This window comes from Actinoplanes sandaracinus (assembly GCF_030009775.1).
GTDB lineage: Bacteria > Actinomycetota > Actinomycetes > Mycobacteriales > Micromonosporaceae > Actinoplanes > Actinoplanes sandaracinus.
In genome coordinates this window covers 109,288-134,251 of record NZ_JASCTH010000022.1, presented here as the reverse complement: position 1 = coordinate 134,251, position 24,964 = coordinate 109,288, and the positions used below count along the sequence as shown (strand labels likewise).

Below are 24,964 nucleotides of genomic sequence, written 5' to 3'. Positions count from 1 at the left end.
AAGCCTTCGGGGGAATTGACCATCGAAGGTGGTTGCGGAACGTCACTATCGCCGAACAGCCCCACCCGTGTCGGGGCGAAAGTCCAACTCGGACTTCCGATGGCTCGGCGCCCCGTGATGGACGTCGTTTTGTTCCGTTTCGCCAGTTCTGGCCGCCTCGCTCAAGAACGTTGAGTGATGCAAGCCATACGGAAAGATTGCACCACCAGTGTCGTCGATGCAAGTTGCATGTCACGCTTCCGTGATTCTCCGTGATCATCCACTGTGCTTGGATGATCAAGACCGGACCCGGAGACCGACCGTGTGAATCAACGCCGCAGTCCCGCCCCGCGACGGCGCCGCCTCGGTGTGGAACTGCGCAGACTTCGCGAGGAGGCCGGCGCGGCCATCGATGTGGTGGTGGAACGGCTGGGTTGTTCGCCGTCCAAGATAACGCGTATCGAAACCGGGCATACCGACGCGCAGGCGGCAGGCGTAAGCGATATGACGCACTTTATGGCGCAAATGCTGACATAATGAAAGGGTGAGTCGGAATTGCTCAACCTGCCCGCCGGGAAGGCTGGTGGCATCCCTGCTCGACCGTCCTGAACAGCACTTATGCCGGCTTTAAGGTGGAAGCTAGATCATTCCGGACGCCTGAGCATCCGGTCATTCCGGGCCTTTTGTACACCGAAGCGCACGCAATGGCTTTCATCGGATCCGCCCAATGGGATGACACTGATCAGAGAATCACGCGGCGCGTCCACGTCCGAAGGCAACGGTGGTCGTTGTTGATTCAGGACGATCCAATCGATCTCGGGGTGGTGCTCGATGAAGTGGTGGTCAGCCGACCCGCGACCTCCCCTCCGCCGGCGACCCCGACGCGGTGCTCGCGGCGAACGGGGCCGGTGTGCTCTTCCTGCGCAGGGCGGCGATCGCCGCATGTGCCGCGAGGTCCTCGACACCATTTGGGCGGCCGCCCTGGATCCGGAAGCGTCCAGCGGGATGATCGAGATGCCGGTAGAGGAGCCATTGTGGAAATCCAGGCCAAGGGCCTTCGGGTCGATCTCAACCAGGCTCAGTGGGTCAAGAGCACACGAAGTGGCCCCAACGGCGACAACTGTGTCGAGGTCGCCTTCGTCGGTGAAGCGATCGCGGTCCGTGACTCCAAGAACCCGACAGGACCCGCACTGATCTTCACGGCGGCCGAGTGGGACGCGTTCGTGGGCGGTGCCAAGGACGGCGAGTTCGACCACTGAGGACGCGGGAACGGCCGGCGCGGCGAGCGGATCGCCCGGGTCGGCCGTTGCTATTTGCCCGATTTTGCCGTCGCTGTGTGCGACTCGCCTCGTTGAAAGTCTCAAGCGCGGACCGGACCGCGCTGATGGGCCGGGACACATCACCGAACGAGGCAAGGCAGACAGATGACGATTGGTTCCGAGAACCTCAGCAACGGTTCATCGACGACGGCGCAGGACCGGTTCAGCGGTGGCGTCAGCGCGTACCGGCAGGGCCGGCGCGAGGCGCTCTCCTCCGACAACAGTGACGGCGAGCTGATGTCGCGCAGTGGATCCGGGCTTCCGACCCGGTCTCCGGGCCGGTCGCACAGCATCGAGCCGACCAGCGCGCTGGACCGGGCCGCGAAGCTGCCGTCCCTGGACCTGCCGAGCCTGAGTGAGCCGGTCTTCGGTTCGTCCAGCTGGTCCGACTCCTCATCGAGCCAGTCGATGGCGGACCACCCGCTGCTGCGCGGCCTGCTGCTGGAGCTTCCGGCCCGAGGCACGTTGCCGCCGTCGGAGTGGCTGGACCGCTGGTTCGAGGCGGCGCGCTCCATTCTGGAGCTGCTTTACGTGCAGGAAGCGAAGAAGCAGTAGGGCGGTCGGCCCGTCTAGCGCACACCCACCGGGGTCGGTCGCTCGCGGTCCCGGTCGAGCGACGCCAGCCCCAGCGGGGCCAGGCGGTTGTGGCGCAGCGCCGCCCGGATCCCGATCACGGCGACCGCCAGCACGATCGCGATGACCGCGATGCCCGCCATCGCGGTCGCCTCGCCACCGGGCAGCTCCACCACGCCCGCAGCGATCGGCAAGCCGACCAGCGCGGCGAGACCGGTGACCTGCAGTGGCGCGGCCAGCAGCGGGTGGGCCGCCGCAGCCCGCAGGCCAGGCGGCACCGGCGTGAGCGGTGCGGTGGCGAACGCTCCCGCACCCCGCCGGACCCAACCGAGGCGGCGCACGGTCGCGGTGAGCACGAGCAGGGCCGGTACGGCTGGGAGCAGCGCGGCCGCGGGGGCCGCCGAAACGCCCGGCACCAGTTCGGTGATGAGCGGAACCGCGGCGAACACCGCGACCCCGGCACCGACCAGAGCGGAGAGGAACCCGGCCCGGCGCCGGAGCTGGCGCGCGGAACCGGCGGCGGGCATGCCGTCCGCCAGCAGCCCGGCGGTGAGCCAGACGGCGGCGAGGGTGCCGATCAGGATGACGTCCACAGCGGTGTCCACATCGACAGCGTTCACCGTTTGTGCAAGCCGCGAAACCGGGATATGCCCCGAAGAGCTACCCGTAGGGGTCAAAAACCACCGCGTGTAAACGGACCGTCGCTGTCAGTCGAGAATGTTGCCGACTATGTGGACAAGCCGCACATTCAAAGAGTGACCTGTACCGCACTGTCCGATACAAGATCAGCTCAGCTCAGACCGCGAACTCCCGCACCGGGTCGGTCGCCGGGGCCGGCGGGGTCGCCTTCCACACGCCGAGCTTCTGCGCGCCGAGCCGGCTCAGGTACGCCGGGTTCAGCAGGATGTACCGCTTCCACAGACGCTTGGGCTCCAAGCCGAGGCGCCACAGCCACTCCAGCGCGTACCTCTGCATCCACACGGGCGGGTTCCTCAACAGGCCGGCGTGGTAGTCGAAGGCGGCGCCCACGGCCAGCAGGGGCATGTCCAGCAGCGGCCGCATCGCGTAGGTGAAGATCTCCTGTCGGGGGCACCCGAGCCCGACCAGCACGATCCGGGCGCCGGACGCCTTGATCCGCTCGGCGATCGCCTCCGGCTCGCCCGGCTGCGACTTGCGGAACTTGGACGCCTCCACCCCGGCGATCTTCAGCGCCGGGAACATTCCCTGCAGCGCCGGGACCAACTTCTCCAGGACCGGCTCGGTGGAGCCGTACAGGTAGACGGGGAGTCCCTCGGCGGCGGCCTGCTCGACCACCTTCAGGGTGAGCGACGGGCCGTAGACGCGATCGGTGAGCCCGGCCCCGTGCAACAGGTTCAGTGCCCACCGCACCGGCTGGCCGTCCGGAGTCACCAGATCGAAGGAGTTCAGCCGGGCATTGTGCGCCCGGTCCTCGACTCCGGTCATGACGCCGTGCACCGCCAGGGCCGTCACCGCGAACCCGCGCTGTTCCCGGGCGGCCTCCATGATCTGTGCCGTGGCGGTCGCGTAGTCAGTCGCATCCACCAGCACGCCGAGCACGTTGCGCTTGCCCTGCCCGACACCCGCACCAGTCGCCGTCACGACCGAACTCCACCCTGAAGACCGAATAAAGCGGCGAGCATAACGCCCCCGCAGACATCACCCGAAAGTTGACGCAGCCCCTCGCCGTACCCCCCGAAGGGCTTGATCTTGAGCCGCGAGGGTGAGATGCCCGCCACGTAACGCACCGTGATGCGGGGCTTCCGGGGGCTCGGCCCCCGGAGAAGAAATGACGAGAGGGCCCCCGTCCGCGCGTTCCGCGGACAGAGGCCCCCGCCATCTCGTGGGGATGGGGGGAGTTGAACCCCCACGTCCTTTCGGACACACGGACCTGAACCGTGCGCGTCTGCCATTCCGCCACATCCCCATGTGACTTCCTCGGAGATCATACTTCTGACCTCTTCGGCGGAAGCGGCCTGGTCGGGCCTGCTTCTTGTTACTGGCTGCGACAGACTACGCTGTCGCACGTCACCTAGCGAGTTGATACCGCCCCGGCAACGGAGGAAACATTAGCACGGCGTTGCGGGGCGCCATACGAGGGTCAGAAGTGCCGGCAGCTCTTGGGCTACAGATGCGCAAGCGGTCGCCGGATACCATCATGTCCTCGGAACCCGAGGAGGAGCCGGTGAGCGTGCTGCAGCGCTTTGAGAAGCGATTGGAAGGCCTGGTCGAAGGGGCCTTCGCCAAGGTCTTCAAGGGTGTCGTGCACCCTGTGGAGATTCTGAATGCCATGCAGCGGGAGGCCGAGGCGCACAAGGCCATCCTTGCCGGTGGCCGCACCCTTGTGCCCAACCGCTACGTGATTGATCTGTCGCCATACGACCACAGTCGTCTGGCGCCCTATGCGGCCGCGCTGGCCCAGGAACTCGCCCAGTCACAGGCCGAGTTCATCGGCGAGCAGGCCTGGACCGTCTACGGCGACGTGATCGTCGAGATCGAGCGTGGCGACGGCCTGGACACGGGCATGTTCCGGGTCACGGCGGAGGTCTACACCGGTGGCGAGGTCGCCCCGGTGCAGCAGCCCGCCTACGACGCCGGCCCGCAGTACTCGCCCTACGACCAGCAGGGCGGTTACCCGCCGCACGGTGGTCACGGCGGCCCGCGCAGCGTCGGCCTGGTCTCCGGCGACGGCCGGACCTACCCGCTCCAGATGGGCTCGACCGTGATCGGCCGCGGCGACCAGGCGAACCTTCGCCTGCCCGACGTCGGCATCTCGCGGCGCCACGCCCGGCTGGACTACGACGGCAACCAGGTCGTGCTGACCGATCTGGGCTCGACGAACGGCACCATGGTCAACGGCCAGCGGGTGTCCGCCGTCGCGCTCAACCCGGGCGACATGATCCAGTTGGGCACGACGACGCTGACCTTCCGAGTGGACGGCTAGCCACCTTGCCCGAATTCGTTCTCACCGTCGCCCGGTTCGGGTTCCTGATCCTGCTGTGGATCTTCGTGTTCACGGTGGTCGGAGTGATCCGACGGGACCTCTTCACCGGTGGCCGGTCCAAGAGCATCGTCGCCAGCCCTCGGGGGGTGGGTGGCGCGGTGCTGCAGGGCCGGCCGGCGAAGGTGAAACGCGGCAAGGCGGCGCGTCAGTTGGTCGTGACAGCCGGTAATCTCGCCGGCACGCGAATCACTCTCGGTGAGGCTCCGATCACGATCGGGCGAGCCGAGGATTCGACGCTCGTCATCACCGACGACTTCGCCTCCGCCCGGCACGCCCGGTTGGTCGCCCGTGACGGCCAGTGGTTCGTCGAGGACCTCGGCTCGACCAACGGCACCTACCTTGATCGCGGTAAGGTCTCCGGACCCACTCCAGTCCCCCTTGGCGTTCCGATCCGGATCGGGCGCACTTCTCTCGAGTTACGGCCATGACCCTGACCCTGCGCTATGCCGCTCAGAGCGACCGCGGTCTGATCCGAGACCTCAACCAGGACTCCGTCTACGCCGGGCCGCGGCTTCTCGCTGTCGCGGACGGCATGGGCGGCATGGCCGCCGGTGACGTCGCGTCCAACATCGTCATCGCCGCCATGGCGCCACTCGACGACGACGTCCCCGGGGACGCCATGGTCGACGCCCTGCGGCACGCCGTCGGAACCGCCAACCAGCAGCTCCGGGACACGGTCGACGCCAACCCTCAGCTGGAGGGGATGGGGACCACGCTGACCGCGGTCCTCTTCTCCGGCAGCAAGTTCGGCATGGTGCACATCGGCGACTCGCGGGCCTACCTGCTCCGCAAGGGCGAGTTCGCGCAGATCACCAAGGACGACACCTACGTCCAGATGCTGGTCGACGAGGGCCGGGTCAGCCCGGAGGAGGCGAGCAGCCACCCGCAGCGGTCGCTGCTCACCCGGGCGCTGGACGGCCGCGACATCGACCCGGAGTACTCGGTCCGCCAAGTGCTCAAGGGCGACCGCTACCTGATCTGCAGCGACGGCCTCTCCGGCGTGGTCAGTGGCGAGACCATCGGGCAGACCATGCGCGAGATCAGCGACCCCAAGGCGTGCGTCGAGCGGCTGGTGCAGCTGGCACTACGTGGCGGCGGGCCCGACAACATCACGGTCATCATCGCGGACGCCATCGACAAGGACATCGTCGAGCAGGCGCCGATCGTGGGTGGCGCGGCGTCACTCGACCGTGGCAACACCACGGTCGCCGACAGCTCCACCCCGGCGGCGCGGGCTTCCGCGTTGAAGCCGCCGCCCCGGCCGGCCCAGCCGGAACCGGCGAACGAGTACGACCGCGACCCGGAACCGGCCGGGCATCCGGTGCGGACCACGCTGATGGTGCTGCTCCTGCTCGGTGTGCTCGGTGGTGGCCTGTGGGCCGGCTGGCGGTACACCCAGGACCAGTACTACGTCGGTGCGACGGAGAAGGGCGAACTCGCCATCTTCCAGGGCGTGCCCGGCCAGATCGGCGGACTCGACCTGTCGACGGTGAGCGAGACGAGCACGGTTCGCCTCGACGACCTGACCGCGGCCGCGCAGGAGCGGGTCAAGAAGGGCATCCACGCTCCCGACCAGGCCGCTGCCCGGACCGCGCTGGCAGCCCTGACCGTCGACGAGCCGACGAACGCGAACCTCAAACCGATCTGCACCGCCGCAGGCACGGCGCCGACGGCCGCGGCTACTCCCGCCACCGATGCGAGCGTTGCACCGAACCGGAGCACGCCCGCCTCCGCTCCGACCACCGCCGCTTCCGAAAGCGCTCCGCCGACGGTCGACCCGGTCGGGTGCCGGACCGTCGGCTGAGCACGGCCAACACGTCTGGGGAAATTCTTGACCGCGTCCGCCGTACCGGCTCCCACGCCCGCCTCCACGGGCGAGATGTCGCGTATCCGGGGATTGAAGACTCGCCGCAACGCCGAGCTCGGTCTGCTGGTGTTCGCCATGCTGCTCGTCGCCGCGTTCGGCGCGACGGTGGAGGCCAATCAGTTCGACGAGATCCGACCGAACTTCTGGGTGCCGGCCGCGCTGATCGGTCTTCTCTTCTTCGGCCTGCACATGGTGGTCCGGTTCACCGCACCGTTCGCCGACCCGGTGCTGCTGCCGTCGGTGGCGCTCCTCAACGGCATCGGAGTGGCGTTCCTGCGCCGTCTCGACCTCGAGAACGCGATCGCCAACAAACTGGCCGTGCCCGGATTCTTCGCCGAGACCAGCGGCCGCCAGCTGGCCTGGACGCTGCTGTCGCTAATCCTGGCGGCGGTGCTGCTCCTGCTGCTGCGCGACCACCGGGTGGTCTCGCGATACGCGTACACCCTGGGCCTTGTCGGCATCGTGCTGATGATGATTCCGGCGGTGCTGCCCGCCAGCATCTCCGAGGTGAACGGCGCGAAGCTGTGGATCCGGCTCGGTTCGGTCTCGATCCAGCCGGGTGAATTCGCCAAGCTCGCGCTGGTGTCGTTCTTCGCCTACTACCTGGTCCGCAAGCGTGAGGTGCTGTCGCTGGCCAGCCACCGGGTCCTCGGCATCGACTTCCCGCGTGGCCGCGACCTGGGCCCCGTTCTGACGGTGTGGCTGTTCAGCCTCCTGGTGCTGGTCTTCGAGAAGGACCTCGGCACCGCGCTGCTCTACTTCGGCCTCTTCGTCGTCACCCTTTATGTCGCCACCGAGCGGTCCAGCTGGCTGATCATCGGCCTGATCCTGTTCTTCGGCGGTGTCTACGTCGCATATCTGCTCGGTGACCTGGTCGGTGGTCCGTTCGCGAACTTCTACGACCGGGCCGAGGTCTGGCTCGACCCGTTCTCTCAGGCGAACTACGAGCGAAAGAGCGGAAACAGCTTCCAGCTGGTCCAGGGTCTGCTCGGACTGGGCACCGGTGGCCTGTTCGGCACCGGGCCGGGAGCCGGCTCGCCGTTCAAGGTGCCCGAGGTCCGCACCGACTTCATCTTCGCCGGCCTCGGTGAGGAGATCGGCCTGTTCGGCCTCTCCGCCCTGCTGATCGTCTACCTGCTGATCGTGGAGCGCGGCCTGCACGCGGCGCTGGCGGTCCGTGACTCGTTCGGCAAGCTGGTCGCCGGCGGCCTGGCCTTCACGCTCGGCCTGCAGGTCTTCGTCATCCTCGGCGGCATCACCGGCCTGATCCCGCTGACCGGCCAGACCACCCCGTTCCTTTCCGCCGGTGGTTCGTCACTGATGGCGAACTGGCTGCTCATCGCCATGCTTCTCCGGATCTCGGACGCCGCCCGCCGCCCCGCGACCAGCGGGCCGGAACGGGCCGGCGGCGGGCCGAAGAAGGCACCCACCCAGTTGCACGGCGCCATGACGGAGGTGATCAAGCCGTGAACGCCCCCCTCCGACGCTCCGGCGTCGTCATCCTCGTCCTGTTCGGCATGCTCTTCGCCAATCTCAACTGGATTCAGGCCTACAAGGCCGACGAGTACCGCACCGACCCGCGTAACAACCGGGTCCAGGTCGCCGAGTACGAACGTCCCCGCGGCAAGATCGAAGCGGGCACCGAGACGCTGGCCTCGAACACCGAGACCGACGGGGAGTTGAAGTACCAGCGGATCTATCCGAAGAAGGAGATCTACGCGCCGGTGCTCGGCTACAAGCCGGTCGTGGGCGCCGAGGTCGGCATCGAGGCGGCCGAGAACGACATCCTCTCCGGCTCCAGCGACAAGCTGTTCGCGGACCGGCTCAGCGACATGTTCACCGGCAACAACACCGGTGGCGGAAACATCATCATGTCGCTGAACCCCGCCGCGCAGGAGGTCGCCTGGAAGCAGATGACCAAGAACGAGCGCGGCGTGACCAAGGGCGCGGCGGTCGCGATCGACCCGACCACCGGGGCCGTCCAGGCGCTGGTGTCGATGCCCAGTTACGACCCGAACCCGCTGGCCAGCCACGACGGGAAAGTGGCCACGGACGCGTACAAGAAGCTCATCGCCGACAAGGATCAGCCGCTGCTGAACCGGGGCGTCGCCAACACCCTGCCGCCCGGCTCGGTGATGAAGGTGATCATCTCGGCGGCCGCGCTCCAGGCGGGGTACAACCTCGACACCTCCATCCCTGCGGGCAGCGTCTATCAAGAGGGCGGCGCGACGATCCGCAACTCCGAGGACGAGGTCTGCCCCGGCAATCAGATCACTCTCAAGGACGCGCTGACCACGAGCTGTAACACCGGCTTCTCCAAGCTCGGCGTGAAGCTCGGCCGTGATGTGGTGATGAACACAGCGAAGGCGTTCGGCTTCGAGGACGAGTCGCTCCGGGTCGGTGACCTGGAGGCGACCGACCGGGGCCTGGCGGTCGCGGCCAGCCGCACCGGCGCCATCGCCAACGAGGACGGCAGCGTCGACAAGTCGGCGCTCGCGCAGTCGTCGCTCGGCCAGCGCGACGTCCGGATGACGCCGTTGCTGGGTGCGATGATCGCCGCCTCGGTGGCGAACGACGGCAAGCAGATGCGGCCCTACCTGGTGCAACAGCAGCTCGACTCGGATCGGCGGACGATCTACACGGCCAAGCCGAAGGTTCTGCGCGAGCCGATCGACGCGGCCGTCGCGGGCAACCTGCGCGACATGATGGTCAGCGTCGTCCAGAGTGGCACCGGCAAGAACGCGAAGATCAGCGGCTTCAAGGTCGGCGGCAAGACCGGTACCGCGCAGAACGCCGAAGGCGCCGACCCGCACGGGTGGTTCATCGGCTTCGCGTACGACGAGAACGGCAAAGCGGTTTCTGCGGTGTGCGTCATGCTGGAGAACGTGCCCGGCGGACACGCCAGCGCCGAGGCTGCCCGGATCGCCGGGCTCATCATGAAGGCCGCCGCGAATCGGGGAGGGAACTGACATGATCCGCCCGGGGGTCATGCTCGGTGGGCGATACCGCTTGGAGGAGCGGATCGCCGGCGGCGGCATGGGTGATGTCTGGCGTGGCACGGACGACGTGCTGGGCCGGACGGTCGCCGTCAAGATCCTGCTGCCCGCTCTGCTCGACGAGCCGGGCTTCGCCGAACGGTTCCGTGGCGAGGCGCGGACCATGGCGACCATCAACCACCCGGGCGTCGTCGACGTCTACGACTACGGCAGTGACCAGCAGATCGCTTTCCTGGTCATGGAGTACGTCGAGGGTGACGCCCTGTCCCGCACGCTGAGCCGGGTCGGCCGGCTGACGCCGGCGCGGACCATGGCGCTGGTGGCGCAGGCCGCCGACGCGCTGCAGGCGGCACACGGCAACGGCATCGTGCACCGCGACGTCAAACCCGGCAACCTTCTGGTACGCCCGAACGGCACGCTGGTCCTGACCGACTTCGGTATCGCCCGCTCAGCACTGGTCGGGCAGCTCACCGTGGCCGGGGCGGTGCTTGGCACGGCGTCGTACATCTCGCCGGAGCAGGCCGCCGGTGACGTCGCCACGGCCGCCTCCGATGTGTACGCCCTCGGTGTTGTCGCCTACCAGTGCCTCTCCGGTCATCGCCCGTTCGACGGGGCCACCCCGATCGAGATCGCGATGAAGCACGTCCGGGAGACCCCGCGGCCGCTTCCCGCGGACATCCCGCCCGCGGTCCGTGCCATCGTGGAACGCGCCATGGCCAAGGACCCGGCTGCCCGCTGGCCGAGCGCCTCGGCGATGGCCGCGGTGGCCCGGCAGGCGGCCTCCTCACTGACGACCGCGCAGCAGCCGGCCGGGCAGCCGATGCAGAACTCGCGGCCGACCAGCTCACCGCCGAACCGTCCGCAGTCCGGGGTGCCCACGTCGGGCGCCGCCCGGGCGTCGGTGCCGCGCCCGGTGTCGGGCGCCCGGGGCGCGGCCTCCGTGCCGTCCCCACCGCCGATGGCCCGGCCCATGTCGCCGGCGCCCCCGCCGTACCGCCCGCAGTCGGGTCCGCCGGTCAACAACGCTTATCATTCGGCGCCTGCTCATCCGGCCTCCGCGAAGCCGGAGGGTTCGCTCGGGCGACAGGTGCTCGTGGTTCTGGCCGTGGTTTTGGCGTTGCTGGTGCTGCTCTGCGCCGGGGTCATCTCTTTCCTGTTACGAAGCGGCAACGGCAATCCCGTCTCAGGCAGCGTGCTGGGTCATCACAGCAGCTCTGGGGCTATCCTCCGCTCGGGCGTGGCCGCTGACCCTCTGTCGGTGGCGTCGTACCGTCTTATGCAGGCCGATGCCCAGCTCGGCTGGTTCCGACCGAACGAAGGACGACAGACGTTATGACGGCGCAGGCCCGCCTGCTCGGTGGCAGGTACCAGGTCGGCGAGCTGCTCGGCTACGGCGGCATGGCCGAGGTGCACAAGGGTCGTGACCTGCGCCTTGGCCGGGATGTCGCGATCAAGATGCTGCGCACCGACCTAGCCCGTGACGCCACGTTCCAGGAGCGGTTCCGTCGTGAGGCACAGAACTCGGCGGCTCTGAACCACCCGGCGATCGTCGCTGTCTACGACACCGGCGAGGAGATCTCGGACGCCGGTGAGAAACACCCGTTCATCGTCATGGAGTTCGTCAACGGCCGGACCCTCAAGGAGGTCCTCGCCCAGGAGCAGCGGTTGCAGCCACGCCGCGCTCTGGAGATCATCGCCGATATCTGCGCGGCGCTGGAGTTCAGCCACCGGCACGGGATCATCCACCGGGACATCAAGCCCGGCAACGTGATGATCACGCAGAACGGCCAGGTCAAGGTGATGGACTTCGGTATCGCCCGGGCCCTGGCCAGCGGCGCCACCACGATGACGCAGACCAGCGCGGTCATCGGTACCGCCCAATACCTCTCACCCGAGCAGGCGCGCGGCGAGTCGGTCGACGCCCGTTCCGATGTGTACGCGGCCGGCTGCGTCCTCTTCGAGCTGGTCATCGGGCACCCGCCGTTTGTGGGCGACAGCCCGGTCAGCGTGGCGTACCAGCACGTGCGTGAGGAACCGCGTGTCCCCAGTTCGGTCAACCGCGATGTCCCGCCGGACATCGACGCGATCGTCCTGAAGGCGCTCGCCAAGAACCCGCTCAACCGTTACCAGAGCGCGCAGGAGATGCGCGCCGACGCGCTGCGTGCCGTCTCCGGCCGCCCGGTGATGGCGACCCCGGTGATGAGCCAGGCCGAGACCATGGCGATGACCGGCGGGGCCGGCCAGTGGCAGCCGCAGGGCGCCACCACGGTGCAGCGGCCGGTTCAGCCCGCGATGGCGGGCCCCGACAAGCCGGAGAGCCGCTCCTCCTGGGTGATGGCCGTGGTGGCGGGCCTGGCGGTGCTGGTCGTCGTGGTCCTCGGCGTCGCTCTGGCGATGTCCAAGGGCAACGAGAAGGACAAACCCACCGGTCCCACCACGGTGGCCATGCCCCGGCTGGAAGGACTGACGCCGGAAGACGCGGAGGCCGAACTCAACCGGCTCGGGTTGACCAACACCAAGGTGTCGGCCGAGACGAAGAAGGACTGCACCGGCACGGTGTCGCTGCAGAACCCGAAGCCCGGCGCGAACGTGACGGCCGCCGATGTGATCACCTACAAGGTCTGCAACCCGCTGGCCGCCGTGACGGTGCCGAGTGATCTGAAGGGCGTCAGCGCCAGCACCGCCGAGAGGCGGCTCGCCGGGCTCGGGCTCGTTCCCAAGATCCAGCGGGTGAACAGCACCGACGAGAAGGACCGGGTGCTCGACGTCGAGAAGGCCGGCGAGAGTGTCGACCAAGGCACCACGATCACGGTCAAGGTCTCCAACAACGCCCTGGTGAAAGTGCCCGATGTCGAGAACAAATCGTTCGATGCCGCCCAGGCCCTACTGGAGATCAACGATCTGATCGCCGAACCGATCGAGGTGCAGGCCGACGGTGTCCCCGGCACTGTGATCAAGCAGCTCACCGAGGCCGACAGAGAAGTCAAGCGGAACTCAAAGGTCCAGCTCCAGGTGATCGCCGCCACGGGCGCCCCGGACCCGAGCGCCAGCGCGTCGGGCGGCGCCGGGACCGGCGAGAACGACAACTAGTCACCGACGACGGCTAGTCACCGACGACGGGCGAAGGCCGGTGATCCCTGTCGGGGGTCACCGGCCTTTCTCGTGTTCCGGGGTTGATCAGGCGGCGGCGAAGGCGGAGCGGCGTCGGCTCTCCACCTCGGCGGCGAGCGGGGGCGCCTTCTCCAGAGCCGACGGCAGGCCACAGAAGGCGAGCCAGTTCGCCAGCATGGTGTGACCGCCTTCGGTCAGCACCGACTCGGGGTGGAACTGCACACCCTCGATCGGCAACTCCCGGTGCCGCATCGCCATGACCACGCCGGACTCGGTCGTCCCGGTCACCTCGATCTCGTCCGGCAGGGTCTCCGGCAGGACGGCGAGCGAGTGGTACCGGGTCGCGGTGAACGGGTCGGGCAGCCCGGTGAGCACGCCGACGCCCTGGTGGCGCACCTCGGAGGTCTTGCCGTGCAGCAACTCGGGCGCGCGGGTCACGGTGGCCCCGAAGGCCGCACCGATCGCCTGGTGGCCGAGGCACACGCCGAACATCGGGATCTTCCCGGCGTACTCCTTGATCACATCCATCATGATCCCGGCGCGGGTCGGCTCCCCCGGGCCCGGTGAGAGCAGGATGCCGGCCGCGCCGAACTTGTTTACGTCGGCGACCGAGATCTCGTCGTTGCGGCGCACCTCGCACTCCGCACCGAGTTGACCGAGGTATTGCACCAGGTTGAAGACGAAGGAGTCGTAGTTGTCGATCACCAGAATGCGCACGTCATCACCTACGGGGACTGGGCGAAGGCTGATTGGAGGTGGTGCTGTAGGGCAGTTCGTCGGGACCCTCGTCACCGGGAACGACCGTGTCCGAGCCGGGCTCGCCCGTTCCGGCTTCGACCTGGACGTCGTCGAAGGGCAGCAGCGGGGTGGCCCACGGGAAGATCACATACCAGAGCAGGCTGCCGACCGCCGCGACCAGCACGAGCGAGAAGGTCAGCTTGCTCCAGGTGCCACCGGGGAACCGGTGCCAGATCCACGCGTACACGGCCTCACGCCTTCATCTCGGCCGGCATGCCGGCGTCCGTCAGGGCCTGATCCCGGGGGACCGTCTTGACCAGTTCGGCGTGGATGATCAGGCGCTCGTAGTTGTTGAATTTCGGGTTGCACGTGGTCAGGGTGAGCAGCGCCTTGGTCGCCTTGCTCTTGGGCTTGCCCGGCACCGGGGCGACCACCTCGACCTGGTTCGGCTTCACGACCTGCTGCTGGTAGACGCGGTAGACATACCAGCTCTCCCGGGTCTCGACGCCGATCACGTCGCCGTCCAGGAGTTCGTCCAGCCGCCAGAAGATCTTCCGGACCCGGTGGCCGGCTACCGAGAAGTTGCCGACCTGGCCGGGCTTCGCGGTCTCCGGGTAGTGGCCCGGCGCGTATCGGATGTCGTCGGGCTGGACGCCGTCGACGACCACCCACTTCTTGTCGAGCTTCGGGATGTAGAGGCGGCCGACCAGGTTGGCGCCGGGTGCGGCCGGGCCCTGCTTGGCCGGCGTATTCGCGGTCGGGGCGACCGTCGGGTCGGCCCAGGCCTGGTCCAGTTCCTCGGTCAGGCTGTCCTGCTCGGAGTCGACCGCGGCCGAGTTGCCGAAGACCTGATAGCCGGCGAAGAGCAGGACCACCAGACCGAAAGTGATCATCAGCTCGCCGGAGGTGCGGATGCCGGTGCGGATCCGTGACCCGATCGTCGGGCGGGTCAGCTCGGAGTAGACGCTCTTGTAGCCGGCCTCGGTCTGCTCGGGCCGCAGCTGGACCACCCGCTCACCACGCTTCGGCTTGGCGGGTTCCGCCGGGCCGGACTCCGCGTCGGCCACGCCGCTCTCGGAGCGCGCTCCCGTCACGGCGGGCACCGGTGCGGCGCCGAGAGCGACCTCCGGGCCGGCGGCCTCGCGGGCGGCCTGTGCCGCGCTGACCGCCGGACGGGGCGCGGGGGTGGGCCGGCCCGGCGGGGAGCCACCGGGCGGAACGGCGGGGAGCAGGCCGGTCGGGGCGTCGATGGTGCGGAGGACCGTCGTCGCGCTCGGATCACGGGTCGTCCCGGCCGTCCACGCCGTCTCGCCGCCCGCCACCGGGTCCTTCGCGGGCAGCCAGTCGGCGGCGCCGTCGGCGGCCCCGGGCCGCTCCGGCGGCGGCCAGGCGGCTTCGGCGCGGGAGGGAACCGGCGGGGCCGGCGAGGGCGGACTCTGCTGAGCCGGCTGGAGGTGGGCCTGCGAGGGCGGGCCCTGTGGTGCGAGGCCCGGCTGTCCGGTGGCGGGCGCCCAGGCGGTCGTCGTGCCGTCGTAGGAGCTCGCCGGCGACCCGGCCGGAAGGTCGATCCGCGCGGTCGCGGACGGGTCCCACGCCGTGTTTCCGGGCGGTGGGGCGGGCTCGGGCCGTGGCGCCGGCCGGCGGACGTCGAAGGCGGCCGCCGCCGGGGCGCCTTGCGGGCCGCTGAGCGGCTCGCTGAGCGGCGCAACCCACTGCGGTGTGGTCTCGGAGACCAACGGGACGGTGGAACCGCCCCGTTGGTCTCCGAGGGTCACCGGCGGCGCCGGAGGCTGGAGTGAGCGCCGCCGCGGGTCGGCCGCTGCGGCGTTGATCTCGTCGAGTCCCGGGGCCGCGGACGCCCGGGGTGTCGCGGACCGCGGCGGCCGCGGGTCGACGTTGCCGCCGAGGCCGACCGGCGGCGCGAGCGGCCCGCCGGGGACGCCGTCCGGCGACGCGTCGGTGATGCGCGGGATGTAAGCGGTCTGCGCGTCGGCGTCCGGCGCGCGGTGACGGCCCGAGCCCGGCGGGTTCGCGGGGTACTCCGGGGGCGCCATCACCGGGCAGCCTGCGCCGATCGGAGATCGGTCGATCCGTCGTACGCCTGCACTCTCACGTCCTTCTCCACCTTTTCCGTGTAACCGAGCCCGAAGTCGGTCACGGCTTCCCGGAACTCCCTGACTCCCTCTGCCGACTCCAACGCACGACTCAGCGCTGTGGGTTCGCCGATCGCTGTGATCTTGAAGGGTGGTGAGAAGACCTGGCCGTGGAGGAGCAGCGTGTTGCCGACACAGCGTACCGCGCTGGTGGAGATCACCCGGACATCCATGATCGTCATAGCCTCGGCCCCACCTGCCCAGAGTGCGTTAACGACGGCCTGCACATCGCCCTGGTGCACGACCAGATCGTCGTTGTTGGGAGCGTTGTCGCCGAAGTCGGACCCGCGGCGGGGCGAGTCGTTGAGGGTGACCGTCATCCCCGGGCCGTGCAGTGCGGAGAACCCGGCCGACTGGCGCAGGGCGTCGGCCTGGTCCCGGGCCGGCTGGTCGAGCTCCGCCAGGCGGCCCGTCTCCCGGTCGACCTCGGCGAGCAGGTCGGCGGCGTCCCGCTCGTTCGCCTCCAGCCGCTCGCGCTTCTCGGCGATCAACTGATTCAGCTGCGGGCGCCGGTCGTCGCGCAGTGCCGTACCGTCGGCGATGGTCGCTGACGTGGTGAAGAGCAGGCCCGCCGCCAGCGCGATCAGCGGGACCCCGGCGGACCAGACGGACCGGCGGTGACCGCGCCGGGGCCGGAGGCCGCGGGCGACACGCCGCACCACGAGGCGCCAGGAGGCTCCAGCGGCGCTGTTTTTCACGTCGCCTCCCTCTCGAAAAGCCACCCCGCCCCCTCAAGAACAGACGCTCGGGGTATTTTCTCGCCCCGGCGGGTGCCTGTCTGCGTACCGCCTTGACTACGCTAGCGGTCGAACAGTATTCGCCACGGGCAGCATTCGGGAGTTCCGGAGCCGCTCAGCGGTGGGTTGTTCACCACTTGTTGCCCTCAGGAGAGCACCGTGCCGAAGTCACAGGTTCGCAAGAAGAAGGTCTACACCCCGCCGTCGGACGTCAGCCCGGCGGTGAAAGGTGCGTCCAACAAGCCGAGTCCCACGTGGCTGCCGGTCACCGCGGTGACCCTGATCGTCGTGGGCATCGGCTGGCTCGTCGTGTACTACCTCTCGGATGCTCAGCAGTACCCGGTGGGATCATGGGGCTACTGGAACCTCGCCGTTGGGTTCGGCTGCATGGTGAGCTCGTTGGGCCTCCTGTCGCGCTGGCGCTGACCACGCCTGTTATCCGTTACTGCGGATACGTGAAAATCCTCGAAAGTGAGCGCACCCCCGCCCGGCGTGGGGTGCGCTTTCGACTGGGGGGCGCACTGGATTGACCTGCGGCGCGCGCCCGTCTATTACTCGTGGGTAACATGGGTTGGCGCACCGCCGACCGAGGAGGCACCAGATGGGCATCGCGCAGATCATCGCCACCGTCTTAGCGGGGGTAATCACGGCGGTGGCCGTCTACTTGGCGGTCCGAGCGGTGATGACCATCACCGCGGTGATCCGCCAGGGCCAGCCGGACCCGGCCCGGTTCGAGGATCCGAAGACCCGGACGAAGACCATGCTGGTGGAGACCGTCGGTCACACCAGGATGCTCAAGTGGAGCGCGATCGGCGCCGCCCACTGGCTCGTCATGGTCTCGTTCGTCATCCTGTCGTTGCTCGTGCTCGAGGCGTACTTCGAGGTGGTCAACCCGAAGCTGGGCCTGCCCGTCATCGGTCATTGGGTGGTTTTCGGCCTGGTCACCGAGTGGATCGGCATCCTCGGCATGATCGGGATTCTCTACCTGGTCTTCGTCCGCCAGCGGCAGAAGCCGGGCGCGGTGAAGCGGAGCCGGTTCCTCGGTTCGACCATGTGGCAGGCGTACTTCGTCGAGGCGATCATCATCGGCGTCCTGATCTTCGGGTTCCTGATCCGGGGCTTCAAGGTCGCCACCGACCACTTCGAGTACCCGCTGTGGGCCGCCCCGCTCAGCCACGCCATCGGCTCCGTGCTCCCGGACTGGGAGGACGGCGCCACCTGGATGGCGCTCATCAAGATCATGATCTCGATGACCTGGCTGATCACCATCTCGCTGAACCCGACGATGGGTGTCGCCTGGCACCGCTTCCTGGCGTTCTTCAACATCTACTTCAAGCGCAGCCCGGAGAAGCCGGCCGGTTCCGGCCTCGGCGCGCTGAAGCCGATGATGAGCGAGGGCAAGCCGCTCGACTTCGAGGAGGCCGACCCGGAGAAGGACCTCTTCGGCGTCAACCAGGTCGAGCAGTTCACCTGGAAGGGTCTGCTCGACTTCTCCACCTGCACCGAGTGTGGCCGCTGCCAGTCGCAGTGCCCGGCCTGGAACACGGCCAAGCCGCTGTCGCCGAAACTGCTGGTCCTGTCGCTGCGTGACCACGCCTACGCCAAGGCGCCGTACCTGCTGGCCGGCGGCGGCAAGGACCTGATGGGCGAGGAGAAGGCCACCGAGGCCCAGCTCGCGCACATGGACGTCCTGGCGCTCGCCGAGGGCAACCGTCCGCTGGTCGGCACCGCCGAGGAGCAGGGCATCATCGACCCGGACGTCCTGTGGTCCTGCACCACCTGCGGCGCCTGTGTCGAGCAGTGCCCGGTCGACATCGAGCACATCGACCACATCGTCGACATGCGCCGTTACCAGGTGCTGATCGAGTCGAGCTTCCCCTCCGAAGCCGGCGTCATGCTCCGCAACCTGGAGAACAAGGGCAACCCGTGGGGCGCCCCGCAGAACACCCGCGAAGACTGGACCAAGGGCCTCGACTTCGAGGTGCCGCGGGTCGGCGAGGTCGAGGAGTTCGACTACCTCTTCTGGGTCGGCTGCGCCGGCGCGTTCGAGGACCGGGCCAAGAAGACCACCCGCGCGGTCGCCACGCTCCTGCACGAGGCGGGCGTCAACTACGCCATCCTCGGTGAGGGCGAGACCTGCACCGGCGACCCGGCCCGCCGCATCGGCAACGAGTTCATCTTCCAGATGCTGGGTCAGCAGAACGTCGAGACGCTGAACGAGGCCTTCGGCGACCAGAAGGTCAAGCGGATCGTCGCGACCTGCCCGCACTGCTTCAACACCCTCGGCAACGAGTACGAGCAGCTCGGCCTCAAGGTCGAGGTGGTCCACCACACCCAGCTGCTGGCCCACCTGGTCAAGGAGGGCAAGCTCACGCCGGTCCAGCCGATCGAGGGCGACGTGACCTACCACGACCCCTGCTACCTGGGCCGCCACAACCGGGTCTTCGATGCTCCCCGCGAGGTTCTGGGTGAGGCCGCCAACGTGGTCGAGATGCCCCGCAACCAGGAGCGCTCCTTCTGCTGCGGCGCCGGCGGCGCCCGGATGTGGATGGAGGAGAAGATCGGCAAGCGGATCAACGTGGAGCGCACCGAGGAGGCACTGGCGACCGGCGCCAAGACCATCGCCGTGGGCTGCCCGTTCTGCTACACGATGATCGGCGACGGGGTGACCGGCAAGGGCAAGCAGGAAGAGGTCGAGGTGGTCGACGTGGCCACGGTCCTGCTCCGCTCGCTCAAGCAGGACGTCTGATCCTGGAGCTTCTGACGATGGCCGGTCGCGATGGCGCCCGGCCATCGGCCGTTTCAGGACCCGCCGCCACCGCCGCCCCCATCGCCGCCACCGCCACCGCCGTCACCACTACCGCCGTCACCCCCGCCGCCGGTCACCACCGCGGCCGCCACGGCCACCTGCACGTCACGGATGACCTTGCGTACCGCCTCGGCCGCCCAGTCGCCCTCGCCGATCTCCGCCAGCCGCGCCCGGACCTGCTTGCGGTCCATATCCGGGAAGACCTTCCGGTCCATCTCCGTCGCGGCGATCAGGGCACAGAGCGCGCCGGTACGAGGTTCGACCGTCCCCACCCGCTCCACCGCGGCACGCAGCCGGCCGCGCACCGCGGTCTCCGCCACCGGTTCGGTCCCGTGCGCCGACGGGTACCGGGTGCGCGGGAACACGCCGAGGACCCTGCTGTGCTCGGCGCGCAAGACCTCGGAGGTGACCAGGCGATCGAGCACACGCTGCCGGACGCCCTTGGGGGGCCTGCGCACCCAGTGGCTCGGCTTGCGCTCCCGGCTCTCGCCGGCGATGTGGGTCAGCGTCTCGTCGGCGAGTGTCTCGCCGACGGGTGTGGCGTCCAGCACCACGACCTTCCTGTTCGACATCCCGATGCGCTCGGCCAGCGCCAGCTCCACCAGCAGTGCCCCACCCAGCGCATAGTCCAGCCGGGTGCCGTCGATGATCCGGCGGCCTTCGTCGTCGTGCGCGAGAAGTGTGAACTCTTCCAGGAGGTTCATGTCCCGACGGTAAGACAGGCTGTCACCGGCGCGGTTAGTGGTGGATGGTCCCGGTCCGGCACAATGAGGTCCGAGGTGAAGCGATCATGGACGGCCTGTTCCTGACCGCGGTGCTCCCGTTGGCGGCGTTTGCGCTGCTCACGGTTGGCAACGCGTTCTTTGTGGCAGCCGAGTTCGGGTTGGTCACCGTCGATCGGGTCGAGATCGACGTGCGCGCCACAGCGGGTGACCGCCAGGCCGCCCGGGTGCGCACCGCCCTGCATGAGCTCTCCTTCCAGCTCTCCGGGGCGCAGCTGGGCATCACGCTCACCGCGCTGCTCACCGGATACCTCGCCGCACCGGCCCTCTCCAAGATCTTCGCCCCGCTGGTGGAGCCGCTGGCCGGCTCGTCCACCGACACCGTCACGCGCGTGGTCTCCCTGATCGCGGCGACCCTGATCTCGATGCTCTTCGGCGAGTTGGTGCCCAAGAACGCCGCCCTGGCCCGCCCGATGGGCATCGCGCTGCGCACCGCCGCACCGCTGCGTGGCTTCTCGATCGTCTTCAAATGGCTGATCGCCGCCCTCAACGGCACCGCGAACTGGCTGGTCCGCCGTCTCGGCATCGAACCCCAGGAGGAGCTGGCCAGCGCCCGCTCACCGGAGGAACTCGGTCTGCTCGCCGCGATCAGCGCCTCGGCCGGCGCGCTCCCCACCGAGACGGCCGTCCTGCTGCGCCGGACCATCCGGTTCGGCGAGAAACGCGCGGCGAAGGCGATGACGCCGCGCGTCGACGTGGTCGGGCTCAAAACCACCGCGAGCGTCGCCGACCTCATCACGGTCGCGCGCGAGACCGGGCACACCCGCTTTCCGGTGTACGAGAACACGCTCGACGCGGTCACCGGGGTGGTCGGCGTGAACGACGCCCTCGGAGTGCCACCCGAGCGCCGGGCCGTGATCCGTGTCTCCGCCCTCGCGCGGGAACCGGTCTACGTGCCGGAGAGCCTGAGCCTCGACAAGGTGCTGACCGCCTTGCGCGCGGCCGGCGCCGACCTGGCCATCGTGGTCGACGAGTACGGCGGCACCGACGGCGTGGTCACCGTCGAGGACCTGATCGAGGAACTGGTCGGGGAGATCGCCGACGAGCACGACACCGACCTCGGCGAGACCGGCACGAGTGAGCTGACCGCCCCCGGCGGGGAGAAGACGTTCGTGGTCGACGGCCTGCTCCGGGAGGACGAGGTGCACGAGCAGACCGGCTTCCGGTTGCCCGAGGGGCCGTACGAGACGCTCGCCGGTTTCCTCCTGGCCCGCCTCGGCCACATCCCGATCGCCGGCGAATCGCTGGAGGAGAACGGCTGGGAGTTCACCGTGCTGGAAGTCGACCGGCACCGGATCGAGCAGGTCCGCGTGGTCGTGCCGCCGGAGCCCGTCGATGAGTGAGTTCGCGGCATGAGTGAGCTGTTGTTCGTGGCGATCCTGCTGGTCGGCAACGGCCTCTTCGTGGGCGGCGAGTTCGCCCTGATCGCGTCCCGGCGCACCGCCCTGGAACCGCTCGCCGAGACCTCGCAGGCGGCGCGCTGGGCGCTCTCCGCGATGAGCCAGATCCCCCTGATGATCGCCGGAGCGCAGCTCGGCATCACGATCTGCACGCTGGTGCTCGGCGCGATCGCCGAACCCACCGTCGCGCATCTGCTGGAGGACCCGTTCCGTGCGGTCGGCCTGCCGGAGAACGCCGTACACCCGATCGCCTTCGTGCTCGCGCTGATGATCGTGACCTTCCTGCACACGGTGGTGGGCGAGATGGTGCCGAAGAACATCACCCTGGCCGGCCCGGAGAAGTCCGCGCTCATCCTCGGCCCGTTCATGCTGGCCTTCTGCAACGCCACCAAGCCGCTGCTCAACGCGATGCGCTGGGCGTCCAAGATGATCCTGAAGATCTGGAAGATCGAGACGACGGACGCGGTCAAGACCGTCTTCACCGCCGAGGAACTCGCCGGCATGGTCACCCAGGCCCGCAGCGAGGGCCTGCTCGGCTCCGAGCAGTACGCCCGCATCCACGCCGCCCTCGGCCTCAGCAGCCTGACCGCCGCGGACACGCTGCTGCCGTGGTCGCGGGTCACCACGGTGGCCGCCGACGTGTCCCCGGCGACGCTGGAGGCGGTGGCGACCCGCAGCGGCCGCTCACGGTTCCCGGTGGTCCAGCGCGACACCCGGCGGGTGCTGGGATTCGTGCACGTCAAAGACATCCTCGGGTACGGCGGAGCACAGCGCCGCCTGCCGATCCCGGCTGAGGTGATCCGGCCCCTGGCCGTGGTGCCGCCCGATCGGAGCCTCGCCGACCTGCTGCTCACCATGCGGCGGGACCGGCTGCACATCGTGCTGGTCAGCGACGGGCGGCGGCCCCTCGGCGTGATCACGCTGGACGACGTGCTGCACGCGGTGATCGGAGAACCGGCCGGGGCGGCACATCCGGTGTCACGGATACGGTGATCTGCGTTACCCCGGATCGGCTTCGGTGGTTCGGGCGAACCCTTTCGAGTGCTTTTGCCGCGAGCCGGTGCGCCGGACCATCACGCAGGTGGTAATCGGGACAATAGCCTCATGCTTCACACTCGACGGCGTGCCGTACCGATCGGCGCCCTGTCAGCGGCACTCGTCCTGGCCGGGGCCTCCCTCCTCGTCACCCACACCCCGTCCGTCGCCGGACCACCCGCCACGTCATCCGTCCGCAGTCAGACCCCGGCAGCCTCCTCCGGCCGGACCGCTTTCTCGCCGGGCCCCGCCCGTACCCCGCTCCCGCCCCTGTCCCTCCCAGGCTCCGCTTCGCCCGCGACCGTTCGGGGCACCCTTCCACCCGTCGCCCCGGGCGCGGGCAGGCCCGGAACCGTGCAGGCGGTGCCACCGGCCCGGCCCGGCTTCCTCAGCAATGTCAGCACCTTCTCGGCACCCCTCCCGCCTGGGCGGATCCGGGTCGCGGACGGGCCGTTCGCGGTGCACTACGACTTCAACGGCGGGGTAGGCCGGCCGATCTCCGATTCCCGGGGCGGACACGAGTTGCGGCCGCTCGGACAGAACGGGGGAGCGCTCCGGCTCGTACCCCAAGGGTCCGGTCTTGCCGTCGCCTATCCGGACCGCTGCACCCTGCCGCGGGAGTGGGCCTGCCCCCGGGCGATTCTCGAAGGCCTGCGCGACGACAGCCTCAACCCCGGCCGCCGCCCGCTGCGCTACGGCGCCTCCATCCGGATGACCCACGCCGACCTGGCCGACGGCGCCAACGTGCTGCAGAAGGGTTACTCGGTCGGTGGTGTCAGCCAGTACAAGCTCCAGGTCGACCACCGTCAGGGCCATCCGAGCTGCGTGATCGCCAGCCAGCGTGCGCACATCTACCGTGCCGAGCCCTGGGTCGACGTGGCCGACGGGACCTGGCACGACCTGGAATGCCGCCGCACCCCCACCCGCCTGATCATGCTGGTCGACGGCACCCCGCGCGCCTGGGTTCCGGTGCCGCCCCAGCTGACGATCGCCAACGCGGAACCACTTCGGGTCGGCGGCAAGGGGCCCGCCCCCGGCAACGACCAGTTCGCCGGCGCCATCGACGACGTCTTCATCGCCATCGGCGACTGACCGAGCCGCCGTCGGCGACTGACGAAGTCGCCGACGGCGATGAGCAATGCTTGCGGACCGCTTCAGTTGGCCTGCATGCGTTCGTAGAGGGCTCGCACCTCCGCGCCGCCGGCCTGCCGGCGGGACCGGTCCAGCAGCGTTCGGATGGTCTCCGCCAGCTCGGCCGACGTACGCACGTGCTGAGGGGCGATCCGCTCCGCGGTCAGCAGGAAACGGATCGCCTCACGATCCCGTCCGCCGATGCGGGTCAGAGCCCGGGCGGTGTCGGCGTAGTAGAAGACCTGCCGCACGCCGGCCGGGATAGCCGCCGGATCGGTACGCCGGGCGATCTCCACGACCCGGAGCGGGTCGCCGTCGTCGGCTTCGATGCTCATCCGCCAGATGTCCACGTTGGTGGGTCCGAAGAACATGCCCATCACGTTGGTCTCGCCGGTGCGGCGGGCCATCCGGGCCGCCTCGGTCAGCCAGTCCATGCTGTCGTCGAGTCGCTGCCGGCACCGGCTGGCCAGCGCGGCCACCAGATGCAGTGAGCCGAGCACCTCCGGTCCGCCGGGCCGGCTCAGGTGCCCGCTCAGGTCGTCCACCGCCCGCTCGGCGAGCGTCTGCCCCCGCTGGTAGGAACCGCAGGCGACGGCGGCCCTGGCCAGCGCGTACGCCGCATGCCCTCGAAGCACCGGGTCGCCGGTCGCGTCCGCCGCGTCGCGGCATCGCTCCGCGCCCAGCCAGGCGTCCGCGGGATGCCCGAGGCTGCGCAGCACCGTGGAGGCGATGTGGGTCGCGTCGCAGAGCAGCCGCAGCGCCTCGAGATGATCCGGTCCGGCCGTCTCGGTGTGCAGGTCGCGCAGCAGGTCCGGGAGCAGGCGGGCGGCGCCGGCGTAGTCGCACGCCTGATGCAGGGCGTCGGCCAGGGCGGCGCTCCGCCGCAGTTCGGACATCGACGGTGCGGGCCCGGCAGGTGGCTCGGTCAGGTCGATGTCGACCAGTGCCCGGCGCAGGCCGAGCACCCCGGCTCGGGCCGCCGCGGTCGCCCGGTCGGGGGCCGGAACCCCGGCGCCGGCCAGATCGGCCGGCGCGCATTCCAGCGCCCCGGCGATGCCCGCCAGCATGAATCGGTTGTCGGCTGTCTGCAGCCCCCGTTCGATACGACTCCAGGTGGCATGTGAGACACCGGCCCTGCTGGCGGCGTACCGGACGCTCCACCCGCGAAGCAGGCGGCGCGCACGGATCTGATCGCCGACCGCGGGGTCGGCGCTCCGTCGTAGGGTCATGCCGCCGACGTTAACGCCGCCTTCCGGCCGAGTGGTTCATCTCTGTACCACCGCGTGCGACCCGGTGGTGATCGGGTGTCCGG

At 69.2% G+C, this 24,964-nt stretch carries 22 protein-coding genes, 1 tRNA gene and 1 pseudogene; 15 read left to right on the top strand and 9 right to left on the bottom strand.

Translation table 11 applies throughout. The annotated features are described in order from the left end of the window. Positions 1-303 precede the first annotated feature (303 nt). The 3 genes and pseudogenes from QLQ12_RS30380 to QLQ12_RS30370 form a co-directional block, all read left to right on the top strand. Positions 304-1,035 (top strand): annotated as a pseudogene (locus QLQ12_RS30380) (Scr1 family TA system antitoxin-like transcriptional regulator); the annotation flags it as partial. Further along, the gene (locus QLQ12_RS30375) at positions 1,020-1,238 is read left to right on the top strand and encodes a DUF397 domain-containing protein (RefSeq protein ID WP_407651462.1); all 219 of its coding nucleotides are present in this window, start codon (positions 1,020-1,022) and stop codon (positions 1,236-1,238) included. The pseudogene QLQ12_RS30380 and the gene QLQ12_RS30375, both read left to right, overlap by 16 nt. Before the next feature lie 165 nt (positions 1,239-1,403). Beyond that, positions 1,404-1,853, top strand: a complete 450-nt coding sequence (locus tag QLQ12_RS30370) for a hypothetical protein (RefSeq protein WP_282759008.1) — start codon at positions 1,404-1,406, stop codon at positions 1,851-1,853. A 14-nt stretch (positions 1,854-1,867) separates the two neighbouring features. Here the strand turns inward: QLQ12_RS30370 and QLQ12_RS30365 are convergent, their stop codons facing one another. The 3 genes from QLQ12_RS30365 to QLQ12_RS30355 form a co-directional block, all read right to left on the bottom strand. Continuing rightward, on the bottom strand, positions 1,868-2,476 hold the full coding sequence (locus QLQ12_RS30365) for a hypothetical protein (RefSeq protein WP_282759006.1): 609 nt from the start codon (positions 2,474-2,476) through the stop codon (positions 1,868-1,870). Between the two features lie 190 nt (positions 2,477-2,666). After that, the gene (locus QLQ12_RS30360) at positions 2,667-3,491 is read right to left on the bottom strand and encodes a WecB/TagA/CpsF family glycosyltransferase (protein WP_407651453.1); all 825 of its coding nucleotides are present in this window, start codon (positions 3,489-3,491) and stop codon (positions 2,667-2,669) included. Between the two features lie 242 nt (positions 3,492-3,733). Further along, a tRNA-Leu gene (locus tag QLQ12_RS30355) sits at positions 3,734-3,816 on the bottom strand. A gap of 231 nt (positions 3,817-4,047) precedes the next feature. Here QLQ12_RS30355 and QLQ12_RS30350 point away from each other — a divergent pair. From QLQ12_RS30350 to pknB, 7 genes are all read left to right on the top strand, one after another. Beyond that, a complete protein-coding gene (locus tag QLQ12_RS30350) occupies positions 4,048-4,833 on the top strand; it encodes an FhaA domain-containing protein (protein WP_014440161.1) in 786 nt (261 codons plus the stop codon). Between the two features lie 5 nt (positions 4,834-4,838). Then, on the top strand, positions 4,839-5,321 hold the full coding sequence (locus QLQ12_RS30345; protein ID WP_282759004.1) for an FHA domain-containing protein FhaB/FipA: 483 nt from the start codon (positions 4,839-4,841) through the stop codon (positions 5,319-5,321). Beyond that, a complete protein-coding gene (locus QLQ12_RS30340) occupies positions 5,318-6,697 on the top strand; it encodes a PP2C family protein-serine/threonine phosphatase (RefSeq protein WP_282759003.1) in 1,380 nt (459 codons plus the stop codon). Before QLQ12_RS30345 ends, QLQ12_RS30340 begins: the two co-directional genes overlap by 4 nt. Before the next feature lie 75 nt (positions 6,698-6,772). Continuing rightward, positions 6,773-8,230 (top strand): FtsW/RodA/SpoVE family cell cycle protein, encoded by a 1,458-nt coding sequence (locus tag QLQ12_RS30335; RefSeq protein WP_282759001.1) that lies wholly within the window; start codon positions 6,773-6,775, stop codon positions 8,228-8,230. Next, positions 8,227-9,729 (top strand): penicillin-binding transpeptidase domain-containing protein, encoded by a 1,503-nt coding sequence (locus QLQ12_RS30330; protein ID WP_282759000.1) that lies wholly within the window; start codon positions 8,227-8,229, stop codon positions 9,727-9,729. The genes QLQ12_RS30335 and QLQ12_RS30330 overlap by 4 nt, the downstream gene beginning before the upstream one ends. 1 nt (position 9,730) lies before the next feature. Continuing rightward, the gene (locus QLQ12_RS30325) at positions 9,731-11,092 is read left to right on the top strand and encodes a serine/threonine-protein kinase (protein WP_282758999.1); all 1,362 of its coding nucleotides are present in this window, start codon (positions 9,731-9,733) and stop codon (positions 11,090-11,092) included. After that, positions 11,089-12,846 (top strand): Stk1 family PASTA domain-containing Ser/Thr kinase, encoded by a 1,758-nt coding sequence (pknB, locus tag QLQ12_RS30320; RefSeq protein ID WP_282758997.1) that lies wholly within the window; start codon positions 11,089-11,091, stop codon positions 12,844-12,846. The genes QLQ12_RS30325 and pknB overlap by 4 nt, the downstream gene beginning before the upstream one ends. An 87-nt stretch (positions 12,847-12,933) precedes the next feature. Here pknB and QLQ12_RS30315 read toward each other — a convergent pair whose 3' ends face one another. The 4 genes from QLQ12_RS30315 to QLQ12_RS30300 are packed head-to-tail and all read right to left on the bottom strand — an operon-like array spanning position 12,934 to position 16,456. Beyond that, positions 12,934-13,584 carry an aminodeoxychorismate/anthranilate synthase component II gene (locus QLQ12_RS30315; protein ID WP_282758995.1) on the bottom strand — a complete coding sequence of 217 codons (651 nt, stop codon included), beginning with the start codon at positions 13,582-13,584 and terminating at the stop codon, positions 12,934-12,936. A 4-nt stretch (positions 13,585-13,588) separates the two neighbouring features. Further along, positions 13,589-13,852 carry a hypothetical protein gene (locus tag QLQ12_RS30310; RefSeq protein ID WP_282758994.1) on the bottom strand — a complete coding sequence of 88 codons (264 nt, stop codon included), beginning with the start codon at positions 13,850-13,852 and terminating at the stop codon, positions 13,589-13,591. Positions 13,853-13,856: 4 nt separating this feature from the next. Further along, complete coding sequence (locus QLQ12_RS30305) at positions 13,857-15,659, bottom strand: class E sortase (protein ID WP_282758993.1); 1,803 nt, start codon at positions 15,657-15,659, stop codon at positions 13,857-13,859. Then, the gene (locus QLQ12_RS30300) at positions 15,659-16,456 is read right to left on the bottom strand and encodes a DUF881 domain-containing protein (protein WP_282758991.1); all 798 of its coding nucleotides are present in this window, start codon (positions 16,454-16,456) and stop codon (positions 15,659-15,661) included. The genes QLQ12_RS30305 and QLQ12_RS30300 overlap by 1 nt, the downstream gene beginning before the upstream one ends. Positions 16,457-16,654: 198 nt before the next feature. On the opposite strand from QLQ12_RS30300, the gene QLQ12_RS30295 reads away from it, so the two are divergent. After that, positions 16,655-16,921 carry a cell division protein CrgA gene (locus QLQ12_RS30295; RefSeq protein ID WP_282758990.1) on the top strand — a complete coding sequence of 89 codons (267 nt, stop codon included), beginning with the start codon at positions 16,655-16,657 and terminating at the stop codon, positions 16,919-16,921. A 175-nt stretch (positions 16,922-17,096) separates the two neighbouring features. After that, positions 17,097-19,244: a (Fe-S)-binding protein gene (locus tag QLQ12_RS30290; RefSeq protein ID WP_282758988.1), complete on the top strand. Its 2,148-nt coding sequence runs from the start codon at positions 17,097-17,099 to the stop codon at positions 19,242-19,244. A 53-nt stretch (positions 19,245-19,297) separates the two neighbouring features. Here the strand turns inward: QLQ12_RS30290 and QLQ12_RS30285 are convergent, their stop codons facing one another. Next, positions 19,298-20,008 (bottom strand): GOLPH3/VPS74 family protein, encoded by a 711-nt coding sequence (locus tag QLQ12_RS30285; RefSeq protein WP_282758987.1) that lies wholly within the window; start codon positions 20,006-20,008, stop codon positions 19,298-19,300. 86 nt (positions 20,009-20,094) lie between these two features. Between QLQ12_RS30285 and QLQ12_RS30280 the strand changes: the two genes are divergently transcribed. The 3 genes from QLQ12_RS30280 (at position 20,095) to QLQ12_RS30270 (ending at position 23,613) form a co-directional block, all read left to right on the top strand. Then, complete coding sequence (locus tag QLQ12_RS30280; RefSeq protein ID WP_282758986.1) at positions 20,095-21,429, top strand: hemolysin family protein; 1,335 nt, start codon at positions 20,095-20,097, stop codon at positions 21,427-21,429. 9 nt (positions 21,430-21,438) lie between these two features. Further along, complete coding sequence (locus QLQ12_RS30275; protein WP_282758985.1) at positions 21,439-22,479, top strand: hemolysin family protein; 1,041 nt, start codon at positions 21,439-21,441, stop codon at positions 22,477-22,479. Between the two features lie 111 nt (positions 22,480-22,590). Continuing rightward, positions 22,591-23,613 (top strand): LamG domain-containing protein, encoded by a 1,023-nt coding sequence (locus tag QLQ12_RS30270; protein WP_282758983.1) that lies wholly within the window; start codon positions 22,591-22,593, stop codon positions 23,611-23,613. Positions 23,614-23,675: 62 nt separating this feature from the next. Here the strand turns inward: QLQ12_RS30270 and QLQ12_RS30265 are convergent, their stop codons facing one another. Then, positions 23,676-24,881, bottom strand: a complete 1,206-nt coding sequence (locus QLQ12_RS30265) for a helix-turn-helix domain-containing protein (RefSeq protein WP_282758981.1) — start codon at positions 24,879-24,881, stop codon at positions 23,676-23,678. Positions 24,882-24,964 lie beyond the last annotated feature (83 nt).

Coding starts and splice junctions, on each gene's coding strand:
- QLQ12_RS30325 (WP_282758999.1), top strand. CDS start 9,731: ATGATCCGCCCGGGGGTCATGCTCGGTGGGCGATACCGCTTGGAGGAG.
- QLQ12_RS30265 (WP_282758981.1), bottom strand. CDS start 24,881: ATGACCCTACGACGGAGCGCCGACCCCGCGGTCGGCGATCAGATCCGT.
- QLQ12_RS30340 (WP_282759003.1), top strand. CDS start 5,318: ATGACCCTGACCCTGCGCTATGCCGCTCAGAGCGACCGCGGTCTGATC.
- QLQ12_RS30305 (WP_282758993.1), bottom strand. CDS start 15,659: ATGGCGCCCCCGGAGTACCCCGCGAACCCGCCGGGCTCGGGCCGTCAC.
- QLQ12_RS30370 (WP_282759008.1), top strand. CDS start 1,404: ATGACGATTGGTTCCGAGAACCTCAGCAACGGTTCATCGACGACGGCG.
- QLQ12_RS30290 (WP_282758988.1), top strand. CDS start 17,097: ATGGGCATCGCGCAGATCATCGCCACCGTCTTAGCGGGGGTAATCACG.
- pknB (WP_282758997.1), top strand. CDS start 11,089: ATGACGGCGCAGGCCCGCCTGCTCGGTGGCAGGTACCAGGTCGGCGAG.
- QLQ12_RS30335 (WP_282759001.1), top strand. CDS start 6,773: ATGTCGCGTATCCGGGGATTGAAGACTCGCCGCAACGCCGAGCTCGGT.
- QLQ12_RS30285 (WP_282758987.1), bottom strand. CDS start 20,008: ATGAACCTCCTGGAAGAGTTCACACTTCTCGCGCACGACGACGAAGGC.
- QLQ12_RS30275 (WP_282758985.1), top strand. CDS start 21,439: ATGAGTGAGCTGTTGTTCGTGGCGATCCTGCTGGTCGGCAACGGCCTC.
- QLQ12_RS30280 (WP_282758986.1), top strand. CDS start 20,095: ATGGACGGCCTGTTCCTGACCGCGGTGCTCCCGTTGGCGGCGTTTGCG.
- QLQ12_RS30270 (WP_282758983.1), top strand. CDS start 22,591: ATGCTTCACACTCGACGGCGTGCCGTACCGATCGGCGCCCTGTCAGCG.
- QLQ12_RS30350 (WP_014440161.1), top strand. CDS start 4,048: ATGTCCTCGGAACCCGAGGAGGAGCCGGTGAGCGTGCTGCAGCGCTTT.